Source organism: Burkholderia sp. Ax-1720, assembly GCF_011753035.1.
Classification (GTDB): domain Bacteria; phylum Pseudomonadota; class Gammaproteobacteria; order Burkholderiales; family Burkholderiaceae; genus Burkholderia; species Burkholderia gladioli.
In genome coordinates, this window is the sequence record NZ_VWWK01000180.1 from 1 (window position 1) to 13,670 (window position 13,670).

Annotated in this window: 13 protein-coding genes; 2 read left to right on the forward strand and 11 right to left on the reverse strand. The window is 69.5% G+C overall.

The window, feature by feature from the left end; all coding sequences use genetic code 11:
- Positions 1-37 precede the first annotated feature (37 nt).
- The 10 genes from F3J18_RS30825 to F3J18_RS30870 all read right to left on the reverse strand — a co-directional run bounded on the left by F3J18_RS30825 (position 38) and on the right by F3J18_RS30870 (position 10,519).
- Positions 38-610, reverse strand: coding sequence for a YbjN domain-containing protein (locus tag F3J18_RS30825; protein WP_166915901.1), 573 nt, complete (start codon positions 608-610; stop codon positions 38-40).
- An 84-nt stretch (positions 611-694) separates the two neighbouring features.
- Positions 695-1,375: a hypothetical protein gene (locus F3J18_RS30830; protein ID WP_166915903.1), complete on the reverse strand. Its 681-nt coding sequence runs from the start codon at positions 1,373-1,375 to the stop codon at positions 695-697.
- Between the two features lie 12 nt (positions 1,376-1,387).
- Positions 1,388-3,214, reverse strand: a complete 1,827-nt coding sequence (locus tag F3J18_RS30835) for a putative porin (RefSeq protein ID WP_166915905.1) — start codon at positions 3,212-3,214, stop codon at positions 1,388-1,390.
- 81 nt (positions 3,215-3,295) lie between these two features.
- Positions 3,296-3,991 (reverse strand): energy transducer TonB, encoded by a 696-nt coding sequence (locus F3J18_RS30840; protein ID WP_166915907.1) that lies wholly within the window; start codon positions 3,989-3,991, stop codon positions 3,296-3,298.
- 9 nt (positions 3,992-4,000) lie between these two features.
- Positions 4,001-4,411: a biopolymer transporter ExbD gene (locus F3J18_RS30845; RefSeq protein ID WP_025097867.1), complete on the reverse strand. Its 411-nt coding sequence runs from the start codon at positions 4,409-4,411 to the stop codon at positions 4,001-4,003.
- A gap of 19 nt (positions 4,412-4,430) precedes the next feature.
- Positions 4,431-6,215, reverse strand: coding sequence for a MotA/TolQ/ExbB proton channel family protein (locus tag F3J18_RS30850; RefSeq protein WP_084152438.1), 1,785 nt, complete (start codon positions 6,213-6,215; stop codon positions 4,431-4,433).
- A gap of 72 nt (positions 6,216-6,287) precedes the next feature.
- A complete protein-coding gene (locus F3J18_RS30855) occupies positions 6,288-7,922 on the reverse strand; it encodes a ShlB/FhaC/HecB family hemolysin secretion/activation protein (RefSeq protein WP_025097865.1) in 1,635 nt (544 codons plus the stop codon).
- A 163-nt stretch (positions 7,923-8,085) separates the two neighbouring features.
- Entirely contained in the window at positions 8,086-8,709 is a 624-nt protein-coding gene (cysC, locus tag F3J18_RS30860; protein WP_166915909.1) for an adenylyl-sulfate kinase, read from the reverse strand.
- A 7-nt stretch (positions 8,710-8,716) separates the two neighbouring features.
- Positions 8,717-9,868: a TIGR03032 family protein gene (locus F3J18_RS30865; RefSeq protein WP_025097863.1), complete on the reverse strand. Its 1,152-nt coding sequence runs from the start codon at positions 9,866-9,868 to the stop codon at positions 8,717-8,719.
- Between the two features lie 297 nt (positions 9,869-10,165).
- Complete coding sequence (locus tag F3J18_RS30870) at positions 10,166-10,519, reverse strand: hypothetical protein (protein WP_166915911.1); 354 nt, start codon at positions 10,517-10,519, stop codon at positions 10,166-10,168.
- 95 nt (positions 10,520-10,614) lie between these two features.
- Here F3J18_RS30870 and F3J18_RS30875 point away from each other — a divergent pair, with 95 nt between their 5' ends.
- Entirely contained in the window at positions 10,615-11,187 is a 573-nt protein-coding gene (locus F3J18_RS30875; protein ID WP_166915913.1) for a hypothetical protein, read from the forward strand.
- 115 nt (positions 11,188-11,302) lie between these two features.
- Complete coding sequence (gene gspK, locus F3J18_RS30880; protein WP_166915915.1) at positions 11,303-12,280, forward strand: type II secretion system minor pseudopilin GspK; 978 nt, start codon at positions 11,303-11,305, stop codon at positions 12,278-12,280.
- A gap of 96 nt (positions 12,281-12,376) precedes the next feature.
- Here gspK and F3J18_RS30885 read toward each other — a convergent pair.
- Positions 12,377-13,670 (reverse strand): type II toxin-antitoxin system Phd/YefM family antitoxin (locus F3J18_RS30885; RefSeq protein WP_166915917.1); only part of this gene is annotated, 1,294 nt, incomplete at its 5' end.

A 13,670-nucleotide genomic window follows, 5' to 3' on the forward strand; every position in this document is an offset into this window, starting at 1 on the left:
CGCCGCGTCAGCCAGCCGAGCAGCCGCGCCGGCCAGCTCATGCGTGAGCAGCCTTCGCGTCGGCCTGCTGCGCCGCGTCGGCGGCCGGGGCCGCGACTCCCGCCGCGCGCGCCGCGGCCTCCTGCTCGGCCAGCGCGGGACGATTGCGCAGATGCAGCAGGAATTCCTGCACCAGGCGATCCCACAACTCGATGGTCGAGCGCAGGTAGCGCTCCGACACGCCGCCCGCGACGATCACGTCCATCTCCAGCGCGAGGAATGCACCGTGGCTCGCGAGCCGCGCGAAGCGCTTGGTGCGGTTCCAGTTCGCGGTCAGCTCGGCCGGCAGCTCGCCCTGCACCTGCAGCACGCAGCTCAGCGTGTAGTCGAAGAAACGCGCCTCGGCCTGCGCCGTGCCGCCCGCGGCCGCCACCACCGGATTGCCGAAGCGCACCGCGAAACCCACACCCTGGCTCGCGCTCATCAACTGCACCAGGCCGTTCTGCTCGGCCACCGTCACCCGATAACCGGCGCGCCGCAGCACCTCGGCCAGTTCCTCGGGGCCGATCGACTCGATCGATGTGTCGTGCGCCGCGCGCATCGCATCCTTGTCCTGCTGAATGTCAGCCATGTTCCTTTCCTTGATGTTGCGAATCGTCGGCCCAGCGAAGCCACGCGCCAGGCGCCGCGCTCCGCTCGCCGTTGCCTGTCTCTCTCACTGGCCGCCCGAAGCCGAAGCCGGTGCCGCCGCCGATGCCGCCGCGGGTCGCGCGGCCGGGTCGTACTTGCCGGCATAGAGCGCATCGCCGTAGCGCTGTCCCAGCTCGTCGTACTTGACGCGCGCCGATTGCGCGAACGGCTGGCGCGTGGCAAGCACGGTGCCGAGGCCGACGTGCTCATAGGCATCGAGGATCTCGTGGCCGACGCGATACAGATCGGCATTGTGGGCTTCGCAGGTTTGCAGTTGCGTGTCACGCGCGGCGATATCGGCCTGGAGTCTGGTGCGCTGCGCCTCGCCGGTTCGCGCGCCCGCCTGCAGGGCTTCGTGGGCGGCCTTCAGCTTCGCGAGCGATTGCGTATCCTGCGCATGCGCGGCACGTTCCTCGGCCAGCGCGCGCCGCGCCGCCGCCTCGCCGCTCGATTCGCCTTTCGCCGCGGCGAGCTGCGCCTCGCTGTCCTTCAGTTGCGCGAGCGCCTTGTCGCGCGCCTGCTCGGCGGCGGCCTTGTCGGCCTCGAGCTGGGCCTGCGTGTCCTGCAGCTGATGCAGTTGCTGGGCCGTCGAGCGAAGCTGGCTGCGCAGCTTGTCCTCGATGCTCTGTGCGCCGGCGGCGTTCGCCGCCGCCAGCAGCGCGGCGGCGAGACCGGTGGCGAACAGCGCGTGTCGGGCTGGTTTCATCCGCTGTCTCCGTCAGAAGCGAGCGTTGAGTTCGAGCTGCAGCACGTCGATCGTGACGGGCGGCCCATACACTTCGCGCGCGCTCAGGTAGCGCGCCGACACCCAGGTGTCGCGCGCCACCGCGTAGGCCGCGCCGAGCACGTAGCCGCGCGCGTTGGTGCCGCCCAGGTGGAAGTCCGGATCGGTGAACGCGTCGAGCGTGGCGTCGGGCTGCAGGTACTTGTAGGCCACCGAGAAATTCCACTGGCCCTTGTCGTGCGGCTCGGGTTCGCCGAAGGTCGCCTTGGCGAGGAAACCGTTCGGGCCGCTGCGATACTCGGACTGGGTCGCGTTGACCGAGGTCGACTCGAAGTTGTTGACCGGCAGCGAGGCCGCCGAGAACGCCTTGTTCGAGTTGTAGGCGAGGTTGCGCACGAACTCGCCGTCGAGCCGCATCTTGAAGCGGTCGGCGATCACCGTGTCCCACTGCGCCTTCAGGTCCAGCAGGCGGTAGTTGTAGGCCAGGCCGAACAGTTGCGGCTCGGGCGTCTGGCCCGGCGCGAGGTTCGGGTTCGCCACGATGTTGCGCAGCGCGATCAGCGTGTTGCCGCCCTGCATGAAGGCCGGCGCCTCGTTGTCGGTGCTGCACGCCGTGGCGCCCAGGTAGATCGCGCAAGGCGAGGACAGCGTGCCGCGCATGTTCTGGAAGTCGTAATAGGCGACCGCGCCCTTCAGGCGGTTCTGCGCATTGATCTTCCACTCCGCGCCGAACTGCGCGCCGAACATCCACTTGGTATCGCTGCCGACCTTGTCGCTGCTGTTGGACGGAAAGTTCTCGCTGGTGTACTGGATCGGGAACAGGCCCAGGGTGCCGAACAGCGTGACGTCGTGGTTGCCGGGCAGCGCGCGGCGGAAGCTGGCGGCGATGCCGTCCATCTCGAGATCGTCGGCGAATACCAGGTCCGACTTGAAGAAGGGATTGTCGAAACGGCCGGCCGTCACGTTCAGCCAGGAGGTCGGCTGGTAGGCGAAGAACGCCTTGTTCAGCCAGATGTTCTTCTTCGCGAAGCCGCCGCCCGCGGTGGCGGTGGTCGATACCGGCCCGTTGTCGTTGCCGCTCGCGAGCTGGATGCCGGTCGAGATCTGGTCGGACAGCGTGGCCGTCACGCCGAGCCGCGCGCGGTAGCGCAGCAGGTTGTTGCGGTTCTGCGTGGTGTTCTGCGTGGGCAGCTGCGTGGTGTTGGTGTTCTGGTTGACATCGAAGCCGTTGCCCGAATTGAGCGCCGCGAAGTTCGTCACGTTGTTGGCGTTGCGGCTGCCGTAGAAGTGGTATTCGTCGCGCACGCGCATGTCGCCGTCGATCTTGATGCGCGACACCCAGTCCGGGAACGTGTTCGGCTGCGCCCAGTTCTCCTCCTTGGCCTGCGCGATCACCTCCTGCTTGACCTGGTCGCGGATCTGGTCGCGCACCACCTGCGGCACATAGGGCACCGCCACGTCGCCCGGCTGCGTCGGGCCGTTGACCACCTTGGCCCCCGCCACGCCGCCGGCCACCCCGGCCGCGACCGGCGCGCGCGTGGCCCTGGCCTGCGCGGCCTCGGTGCGCGCCTCGCTGATCAGCTCGCTGGCGTTCTGCTGGGTGAGCACGCCGCGCTTGACCAGCAGGTTGATCAGGTTGATCACCACGCTCTCGGTCGGCGCGGCGTTGCCGGCCGCGGCCTGCGCCTCGAGCGACTGCGCGTGCGCCGGGCCCGCTCCCGCGAAGCCCATCGTCAGCGCGGCCGCGCCGATGCAGGACAAGCGCCCCGGCATCGCCCCCCACGAGCGCCCCCCACCCCGTATCATCATCTTCTGGATCATCAAAGTGCTCCGAACACTGGCTGTTCCTCTGCGGCAGTGCCCGCGGCGCGGGCCTGCCTACCTGTCTCTCGCGCCAAGCGGCTAGGCCGGCTTGCGTCCCTGCAATTTCACGGTCACCGGGTAGCTGGTCGCGGGCGGCGGCGCCTCGTCGACCTTGCCCAGCGATTCGACCGCCGCCACCACCGCCGCGTCGATCCTCGCGTCGCCGGTCGATTGCGCGATCGCGACCTTCGTGATGCGGCCCGACGGATCCATCCACAAGTTCAGGCTGCCCGCGAAACGCGTGCCGCCCGCTTCCTGCACGCCCTTGTCGGCCTCGATCACGCGCTGCAAGGCGTAGACCATGTACTGCGCGTAGCTGGCGTTGCCGAAGCGCCCGCCGCCGCCACCGCCCACCATCCCCGAGCCGTCGCCCGCGCCGATGCCGAAGCTGTCGGTACCGGCCTGGGCCGGCGCGTTCATGGTCATCTGCTTGGGCTGGTTGTCGGACGGCTTCGGGGCCTCGGCCGGTTTCGGCGCGATCGTCGGCTTGTCGACCGGCGTCTTCACCTCCTCCTTCACCTTCTCGGGCGGCTTCGGCGGGGGCGGCGGAGGCGGCGGCGGCAAGGGGATCACCGTCGTCACCTGCGGCGCGGCGGCACGCTTGACGCCGGCCGTGTCGCTGGCGAAATGCCAGATCAGCGCGACCAGGCCCGCGGCAACCAGCGCGATCACCACCGGCTTCACGAAGCGGCGCGGCCCCTTGTCGGGCGGGCCGCCTTGATAGCTCATTTCCATCGCGGGTCCCTAGCTGCCCTGCTTCGCCTTGCCGGTCACCAGGCCGACCTGCGAAAGGTCGAGCCGGCGCAGCAGGTCGAGCACGTCCATCACGCGCTGGTAGGCCACGGTCGAATCGCCCTTGAGCACGATCGGGAACTCCGGATTGCTCGCCTTCTCGGTGCGCAGCCGGCTCTCGAGTTCGTCCATCGTCACGGGGTACGCGTCGAGGTAGATCTGCCCGGAATCCGCCACCGTGATCGCCTTGGTCTTCGGCTTGGCGAGGCTCGCGGACGAGCTCGCCTTCGGCAGATCGACCTTGATGCCCTGCACCGAGGCGGTCGTCATGATGATGAAAATGATCAGCAGTACGTACGCCAGGTCCAGCATCGGCGTGATGTTGATGTCGTCGTACGGCTTGTCGTCGTCCTGAACCTGCATGGTGGTCTCCCCGCGTCGTTCAGTCGGCCAGCACCGCGTGATCCGGCGAGCGATGGGCCTCGGCCAGGCGCGTGACGAATTCGTCGACGAACACCTGCATGTTGGCGGTCACGTTCTTGTTGCGGATCAGCAGGTAGTTGTAGCCGAAGAGGGCCGGGATCGCGACGAACAGGCCGGTGACGGTGGCCAGCAGCGCGGCGGCGATACCCGGCGCGATCGCGTTGACGTTCACGTCGCCGGCCGCGGCGATCGCCGCGAAGGTGATCATCACGCCCACCACGGTACCGAGCAGGCCGAGGAAGGGGCCGCCCGAGATCGCGATGGTCAGCAGCACCATCGACTTCGACAGGCGCTGGTTCTCGCGCACCAGGGTGGCGTCCATCGAGGCACGGATCGCCTCGATCGACTCGCTGGTGATCACGGTACGGCCGTTCGCGTCGACGCGGCTGTGGATTTCATGCACGCCCGCGCGATACAGCCGGTACAACGACGACTTGAACAGGCGCCGCCCCTCCTCGCTCTTCTCGTCGAAGTGCGCGAGCCCGACCAGATGGCGGCCGGCCACCTCGCGGAAGCGCTCCACGAAGAACGCGTTGGCGCGATCGACCGTGCCGACGTAGCGGGCCTTCGTATACATCACCACCCACGAGATCGCCGCCATCACCATCAGGATGCCGATCACGACCCACGCGTCGATCGTCACCGAATGCACGATCACGCCGAAGTAGCCGAAGCCGAAACCCGACTGCTTCTCGTCGGCGCCATAGGCGACCAGCTTCGATTCCGAACCCTGCGACAGCGCATCGACCCCGATCGCGAGCGGCGAGCGCGCCACGCGCGACAGGCGCAGCTCGTCGAGCGCGCCGACGTAGGCGGCGAAGCCGGCCGGCGCGCCCGGGGCGTCGGCGCCGATCACGGCCGCGCTGTTCAGCGCCGGCAGCGCGCCCGCCACCTGCGCGACCTGCTTGCCGTTCGCGTAGACGGTGAGAGTGTGGCCGTCGTCCGTCACGGCGATATGGGTCCACTGGTTCGCCGCCACCGGCGAGGCGGCCGGCGTGCGCACGGGGGCCGCGCCAGCGTCGATCTCGGCGAACGGCACGCCATTGTCGAGACCGATCAGCAGCGCGTTCGCACCGTCGCGGCGGCTGTAGAGCAGCGCGTTCGGGGCCAGCGAGGCGGGCTTGACCCAGGCGCTGAACGTGAAGCCGCCGCCCGCGGCCAGGTTCAGCGAGGGGCTGGCCGGCAGCGTCAGCGAAGCGTTGCCGTCGAACCCCGCGCCCTTGCCGATGATGCCGTCCTCGACGGTGCGCAGCGTCGCCGCCTGCGCGTTGTTCGCGTAGGCCGTGGCATCGCGCGGCGGCGTGCCCGAGGCGCCGTTGAAGTGGTAGACCAGCGTGGTATCGGCATCGAAGCTCTCGGCCGGCTTGCCGCCGTCGGGCGCGTTCTTGTTGCCGTAGTACATCCAGATCGACTCGGCCGAACCGGCCGGCATCTTCGGCACGTCGACCCAGATCAGCGCGACGCCGAGCACCGCGTCGTACTGGTCGATGTGGTAGTTGAGCGGCGTCTTGTCGTCGGCCGCGACGAAGCGGATATCGGCACCGTTGTCGGCCAGGCCGTCGAACTGGAAATTGCCCGAATGCAGGCGGATCAGCAGCGGCACGCGGCCCGCCGATTCGGCCAGATTCGCGCCTTTCGGGCTGGCGTCGATGGTGATCGACTTCCGGTACGACCAGTCGTTCTGCCACCACGCATTCGCGATCCCAGGCAGTGCCGCCAGCAGCACCGCCAACATGAACCCCATCACTCGCTTCACGATCCACTCCCCGTTTGCGCCGTCCAGCCCCGTCGGCCCGGCACGATCATCAGAAATCCGTCAGAAACCCAGTCGTACGTAGAAGTCGAACCGGGGGCTGTACTGCCGTGTATAAATGCCCGCCTTCAGCGGGAAACCGGCCTCGAAATCGGCGCTCGCGTACTTGAGCACCTGCATGCGCATTCCCAGGCCGACGCTGAGCAGGTTGAAGCTCGAGGTCTGTTCGGGCAGCGGGCTCAGCAGCCACAGATGCGCGGCGTCGACGAAGGCGTGGAAACGCAGCTCGTCGATGCGGCTGCCGAGATATTTCGCCAGCGACGGACTGCGCAGCTCGAGCGAGCCGATCACGCCGCTGTCGCCGGTGTCCTCGGCCTGCATGTAGCCGCGCACGCTGTTCATGCCGCCCGCGGAGAACTGCTCGCTCGACACCAGCGGCGAGTTCGCGATCTGCGCGCTGACGTGCGCGTTGGCCTGTAGGTCGTGCTTGAGCGTCTGCGTGTGGTTGATGTCGAACTTGCCGTAGATGAAATCGGGCGTCGCGTTGAAGCGCTTCGCATCCCACGCGTCTGCGCTGCTGCCGAGACCGCGGATGTTGGTCACGAGCGCGGCCGAGAACGAGGTCTGCGACTGCTTCAGGTTCATCTGGCCCGTGTAGGACACGGTCACCGGCACATAGGTGAGCGGCGCGGACGAGCTCTGCCCCACCAGGCTCACGTCCTCGTCGTAGTGCTTGTGGTCGATCTCGACGCTGAGGTTCTGCGCGTAGGTGTCGGACGACGGCAAGGCGTAGATCGCGGTGAAGCCGTAGGTGGTGCCCTTGCCGAGCACGTTGGTGCCGCCCACCGAAGCGACGTTGCTGTCCGAATGGACCACCGTCGCGAGGAAGCTCCAATGCGTGTCCTTGAGCGGCGCCAGGTACGAGAACGCGTAGACGCGCGCATCGCTGGGATGCTGCGGCGCGATCACGTAGGTGCCCGAGATCACGTGCCCGAGCTGCCAGAGGTTCGAATAGCTGAGCGTAGCGGTGGTGCGCAGCAGCGAGGTGCCGGGGCTCTTGTCGTTGTTGAGCTCGAGCGAGCCGTGCAGCGGGCTGTGGTCGTCCACCTTGAGATCGACGTCCACCGTCTGCGGCATCACCCCGGGCTTGAGCACCGGGATCACCTGGCGGTCCGCCGAGCGATTGAGGTCGGAAAGCTGCGCCTGGGCCTGGTTGAAATCGGGCACGCCACCCTCGGCCAGCGCCGGCACCGCGTCGCGGATCTCCAGCGGCGAGTTGTATTTCGCGCCCTGCACGCGCAGCCGGCCGACCTTCGCCTCGCTCACCTGCAGCAGGATCACGCCGTCCTTCACCTGTTGCTGCGGCAGCTCCACCACCACCGACTGGTAACCGCGATCCTGGTACACCTTCTGCAAGGCATCGCGCGCCGCATTGACGTCGGCCAGCGTGCGGCCCGGTCCCTCGAACGGATACACCGCCTTCTCGATGTCGAGCGCCGGCAGCGTGGTGTTGCCGCGCACGATGAACTCGTTGACGTCGAACGTGCGCGGCGCGGCCGCGGCCGGACTGCCGGCCGCCGCCTCCTGGGCCCGGACCCCGGACGCCAGGCTCAGCCCGCCGACCAGGGCGGCGCCGGCCAGACGGCGGCGGCGCACTCGCCTCGGATCGTGCGGTGGTTGGTCTACTCTCGGCGGCATGCGCCCTTCCCCTTTTGTATCGGATCAAGCCCGTCGCGCGAGTGCCTGCCGGTTCGTGCCGGCGCGTGCGCTCGCGCTATCCATCCCGTATTTCAGGACGATGACAATATCTCAGTCATCCTGATCAATATTCCCGCGCCTGGCCGGTGGCATCCGATACGGCTCAGCCTCGCCGCACCGCCGCGCTCGCATCGAGCGTGAACCACAGCAAGGCGTCGACGCACGCGTCGCGTTCGCAGCCGGCGGTATCGATCACCAGCTCCGCCGCGACGGGCGGCTCGTACGGCGCCGCGACGCCCGTGAAGCCCGGCAGCTCCCCGCGCCGCGCCCGGGCGTACAGGCCTTTCGGATCGCGCGCCTCGCACACCGCGAGCGAGGTGCTCACATACACCTCGCGAAACCGCTCGCCGACCAGGGCCCGAGCCGCATCGCGCATGGCCGCGAGCGGCGAGATCGCGGCGACGATCGCGATACCGTCGGCCTCGGCGACCAGCGCAGCCACCTCGGCGATACGGCGCACGTTCTCGAAGCGGTCCGCCTCGCTGAAACCCAGGTCGCGACTCAGGCGGGCACGCATGCGGTCGCCGTCGAGCACCACCGAGAATCGCCCCAGGCGCCGCAGATTCGCGGCCAGCGCCTCGGCCAGCGTGGTCTTGCCCGCCCCCGACAGCCCCGTGAGCCAGATCACCACGCCCCGCGGACTCGCGCCGGCCAGGTCCTCGCGATTCGGCGTGTCTACCGGTAATGACGGATCGAATACCGCGAACCCGCAAACTTTCGTATCCACGGCCGGCTCAGCGTGCGGCTTGCGCCGCTTCGTCGTCTTCGCGGGGGCGCCTCTGCCAGAAGCCGCCCTGCATGGTCGTGATCGACGGCGTCTCGAGCCACTGCTGCGGACTCAGGATTTCCGCGCGGCGTACGTTCGGCAGCACATGGATGTCGAACACCTCGTCCACGCCGTTGAAGAACTGCAGGATGCCGAGCACCTCGCCGCTGGCCGCATCGAGCGCGGCCACGCCTGCCACCAGCGCATCGGCCCGAGCCTCGATCGGCAAGCCCTGCGGCCCGCGTTTCTCGCGCAACCGCGACAGGCCCACGAACAGCACGCCGCGATATTCGGCCAGGCCGTGCGTGAAACCGGGCAGCGTGGCCAGCACCCGCGTGGCGCCGCTCGTCGGATCGATCTGCAGCACCCGCCCGCGCCCGCCTTCCAGCACATGCAGGCGAGCGCCGATCAGGCGCGGCGAGTGCGGCATCGAGAGCCCCGAGGCCACGATCCGCCCCGACGGCACCTCCATCACGATGCCGCCGTGCGCCATCTGCTCGCGCCAGCCGAACGGCGTGTCGCTGTGCGCGAGCGCCGTCGCGTAGTGCACCTTGCCGTCGTGGAAGGCCATGCCGTTCAGGTGGCAACGATCGTCCGCCTCGAGCGCGGTAACGAAGGGCGGCTGCCAGATCGGCGTGAAATTGAAGAAACCGTCGATCACGCAGAGGCACGAGAAACGCGTATTCACGGCAATCACGACCTGTTTGTCGAAGGCCATGTCGTGCAGGTCGAGGTCGCCCGTGAAGTAGGACATGCGCGGCACGAACATCGCGTCGTGATGGCCGGGACGCGGCGGATAGTGCGGCGCGAGCGTCGCCACGTTGGCGTAGATCATCAGCTCGTTGGCGGTGGCGACGGCCAGGCGGTTGCCGCCCACGGCCATCCCCATCGAGCGCGGCAGCAGGCAGGCCGACAGCGTCGGCACGCCGCCGTCGACACCGAGCAGCGCGACGCCCGAGGGGCGGCGGCTGATCGCGAGCGAACAGCCCAGCGCCGCCAGCACCTCGAGGAAGCGGCCCGTGTCGCGCAGGTTGAGGTAGGGTGCCGCGAGCTCGCTGTCGTCCGTCGGCAGCGGGTCGCGCGCGCCCGGTTCCCTGACTCCGTTCCCGATCTGTTCCACTGATCCCCACTCGTTGGTTGTCCTGCCGGCCCGCCGCCGGCGCCCCTCGTGCCTCGCCGCCGCGCCATGCGCACGGCCGTCGAGCGGCTCACAGCTATCTAGACGGAACGACAGGTGTTTTGCCGCAGTTTTTTTCCGGACCGCCGCGGGGCCGGCACGGCCCGCGCGGCGATTCGCGTATCGAGCGGACGACGGCGCGCCGCCTGCGCGGCAAACGGGTCGTGGACGGGAAATGGGTTGCCGGCCTGTCGCTCGCGTGCTCGCGGCTTGCGGCCCGCGCGGGCAAGGATCGGCGCGCTACCGGGCAGGCGACACCGGCGCGCCGCCGCCACCGCGCTCGGGCGGGCTGCGATTGGCGCCTTGTCCGGCCCTCCGGTGGTGCGTCGTATCGTGGTTCGACGTCGTCATGCCGCTTCCCGGCCGCATGCTCGCATGCGGCATGTCCTGCGCCCTCTCCCGCGCATGGCGATCGCGCAGCCCCTGCCTCACGAACCGCGCGGCTATCGTCGGACCACAACCGGTAATTTTTTGTGACACCGAACGGATATTCAAAACGAACCAGAACGAAATACCGGTCCGGCGCCGCCATTGCCGCCGCGTATCGCGACGATTCCGTCGAACGGGCAAAACAGCCTGCGGGTCATCGGCCATCGATCCGTCTTGACTAATGACGGGCGCCGGCACGATGGCCGGGCGCGCCCACCTCGCGAACCGTGACGAACAGGGAAGGTCTCAACGGTGAAAGCATGTCGATCGCCACGATAGTCCGGCGCTGGCTCGCCGCCCGGCTGGGCGCCGCGCAGACGGCCGGCATCGGCTCGCGCGGGACGCGCTGGCGCCGTGCCGAACCCGTGCGCGCGCTGCGCTGGCGCGCGCCGTGGCTGCCGTGGCAATTGCTGTCCTGGGTGCTGACCAGCATGCTGGCGCCGCCGTTCTGGATCGTCGGCACGCTGCTGCTGATCAACCCCGACAGCGACCAGCCGTTTTTCTGGGTCGCCGCGATGGCGATCGTGCCGGTCGCCAACGGCATCGCGATGGTGGCGGCGAACCAGCGCCATCACCAGGCGCCGTTCGCCTCGCGCGCCGCGGTGGCCGCTTGCCTGTTCGCGGTTGCGATCGCAGTGTCGTGCACGCTGTTCGCGCTGCTGCTCTGGGGTTCTCGCTCGGCCGCCGAGCTGGTCGGCCTGCTGGCCCTCGCGCCGGGCACCGCCGGCGGGCCAACGGCGCTGTCGCGGATCGTGCTGCTGGTCGGCAGTTTCGGCATCGCGTCGTCGTTGCACGCGGCGGTGCTGCATGCCTGGCTGGCCTTCGAGGAATGACATGAAGACACCGCATGATGACGCAGCGGCACCGCCGAGGCGGCGCCCTCCTCACCAGGTCCCGGTCGGCACACCGGGCACCCGGCCATCATCCACCAGGGAGGCGGTACCGATCATGCGGGCACCAGGGGGCATGCGCCAGCGCGGCATCGCGATCGTCACGGTACTGCTGGTGGTCGCGCTCGCGGCCACGCTGGCGGCCGGCATCGTCTGGCGCGAGCAGGTCGCCACCCGCGACGTGGAGAACCAGCGGCTCGCGACCCAGGCGTTGTGGGCCGAACGTGCCGCGGTGGAATGGGCGCGCGTGCAATTGCGCGAGCAGAACGCCACCTCGAACGTGACCTTCCTCGGCCAGGCCTGGTCGGCGCCGGTCGCCGACGTGCAACTGGCCGACTTCCTGCCGCCCGACGCGCTGGCGGTCAACGCGGACCTCGGACGTGCCTGGATTTCCGGCCACATCGAGGACGCGCAGGCACGCTTCAACCTGCTCAACCTGGTGGGACGGCCGGCCCCCGGTGCGCCATGGCAGAGCAACGGCGACGGCGTGCTGGCCTACCGGCGCCTGCTCGAGACGCTATCGCTCGATCCCGGCCTGGCCCAGCCGACGGCCGACGCGATCCTGGCCTCGCTGCGCGAACAGGCCGGCCCCGGCGGCTGGCCGCTGCAACTGACCACGGTCGACGACCTGGCACGCATCCCCGGCTACGGCGCGGCCACGATCGCGGCGCTGGCGCCCTACGTGACCTTGTTGCCGAGCCTGACCACCATCAACGTCAATACCGCGCCCGAACCGGTGCTGATGGCGGCCATCCCGACGCTGTCGCAAAGCCAGGCGCACCGGCTCGTCGAGCGGCGCAACACCGCGTATTTCGTCACGACGGGCGAGATCTCCGCGGTGCTGAACCCGGTCCAGACCGGCAGCCTGCAAATGCCGCCCGGCGCGACAGCCGGCGTCAACAGCGGTTATTTCATGGTCCATTGCCGGATCCACTCGGCGCGGCTCAACCTGCGCATCGACACGCTGATCGCGCGCTACGGCGCCGGCAATTTCAGCTGGACCGCGGTGATCTGGGCACACCGCGTCACGGCCTGAGCGGACCGCCCGAGCAAAACGGGCCAGCCCGGGGCAGGCCCGCCAGCCGACAGGCGCGCCGTGCCGCCCGGGCCGGCGCGCGTCCCGCGTGCCGCGCTAGTTCAGCGGCACCTCGCCGTAGCCGGCCGCCGGCACGCGCTGCACCGGGCCGCCGCCGTCCAGCGACAGGCGGCTCACGCTGGTCTCGCGCACTTCGCCGAGCAGCCGGTTCCAGTCCTCGATCGACACCAGCAGCGCGACCGGGCGGTTGTACTTGGTCACCATCACCAGCGCCTCGCTCGCGTGGCGCAGCGCCTTCGACGGATTGCTGCTGAAATCGCGCGTGGCCATCGCCACGGTGCGCAGGCTGAACACGTTCGAGGTCAGGTCGTCGTTGTCGTCGTGCAGCAGCCGGTCGAGCGTGGCGGTGCGCAGCAGCGTCCGCGACTTCGCCGAGATGCTGTGCTCGCGCCGCCTGCGCCGTTCGCTGCGCGGGTCGAGATGGTGCGCGAGCAGGCGCAGCAGCGTGCCGAGCGTGCCGATCGAAAGATGGTCGTAGCGCTGCCACCAGGCCGGCGGCAGCGCGATCATCATGCCGAGGTAGGCCGCGCGCACGCCGGCCGCGATATGCGCGGGCAGGCGCTCGGCATCGCGCGTGTCGAGCGCGAGCTCGCCGCTCACCGCGCCGGTCATCACGCTGAACACGTTGTAGGCGGTCGCGAGGATGCCGCGCGCGAGCGGCAGCGCCCGCGCGGCGACGTCGCCGTACAGCGCGGCGTCGAACATCGGAGCGGCACGCAAGGGCAGCGTATCGCTCCAGCGCGCCCGCGCGAGCCGCACGATGCGCGCCGCGTCGAGCAAGCCGGCCGGCGCATTGGTCAGCACCCCGATCGGTTCCTGCCCCGCCGCGTCGGGCAGCCATTCGACGCGGCGGAAGATCGTCGCGGCGTCGCCGGCCGCGTCGCCGAGCATCGCCACCGGCTGCTCCACCAGGCGGCCACCGTCGAGCAGGCCGGCCTCGCGCGGCTCGCCCTGCGCCTGCCAGGCCGGCGCGCAGCCGTGCTCGCGAATCACGAACAGGCCGCTGCCGCGCGGCCAGCCGGCCAGGATCGCGGCCGTGCTGAAACGTCCGTCGACGATCCATAGCTCGCCGGGCTGTACCGATTCGAGCAGGGAAGCGACGAACTCGCGTTCCTGCATGCGGCCGCGCTGGTAGGGCACCAAGTCCGCCACCATGCCGTATTCGGGATCGTAGACGGGCAACATGCCGGGCGGCAGGCCGCCGCCACCGTCGGCGCCGTCGAAGGCGTGCACGCAGCCGTCGGGCCCCGGCGTGCAGGCCAGGGCCGACGGCAGCGCGTCGCCGTCGAGCACGCGCACGCGCAGCCCGCAGGCCGCCTCGGTCCATTCG

Bases quoted from the DNA above. Each gene is read 5' to 3' on its own strand.
- F3J18_RS30875 (WP_166915913.1), top strand. From the start codon at position 10,615: ATGTCGATCGCCACGATAGTCCGGCGCTGGCTCGCCGCCCGGCTGGGC.
- F3J18_RS30835 (WP_166915905.1), bottom strand. From the start codon at position 3,214: ATGATCCAGAAGATGATGATACGGGGTGGGGGGCGCTCGTGGGGGGCG.
- F3J18_RS30840 (WP_166915907.1), bottom strand. From the start codon at position 3,991: ATGGAAATGAGCTATCAAGGCGGCCCGCCCGACAAGGGGCCGCGCCGC.
- F3J18_RS30825 (WP_166915901.1), bottom strand. From the start codon at position 610: ATGGCTGACATTCAGCAGGACAAGGATGCGATGCGCGCGGCGCACGAC.
- F3J18_RS30855 (WP_025097865.1), bottom strand. From the start codon at position 7,922: ATGCCGCCGAGAGTAGACCAACCACCGCACGATCCGAGGCGAGTGCGC.
- F3J18_RS30870 (WP_166915911.1), bottom strand. From the start codon at position 10,519: ATGGCCGATGACCCGCAGGCTGTTTTGCCCGTTCGACGGAATCGTCGC.
- gspK (WP_166915915.1), top strand. From the start codon at position 11,303: ATGCGGGCACCAGGGGGCATGCGCCAGCGCGGCATCGCGATCGTCACG.
- F3J18_RS30850 (WP_084152438.1), bottom strand. From the start codon at position 6,215: ATGGGGTTCATGTTGGCGGTGCTGCTGGCGGCACTGCCTGGGATCGCG.
- F3J18_RS30830 (WP_166915903.1), bottom strand. From the start codon at position 1,375: ATGAAACCAGCCCGACACGCGCTGTTCGCCACCGGTCTCGCCGCCGCG.
- F3J18_RS30845 (WP_025097867.1), bottom strand. From the start codon at position 4,411: ATGCAGGTTCAGGACGACGACAAGCCGTACGACGACATCAACATCACG.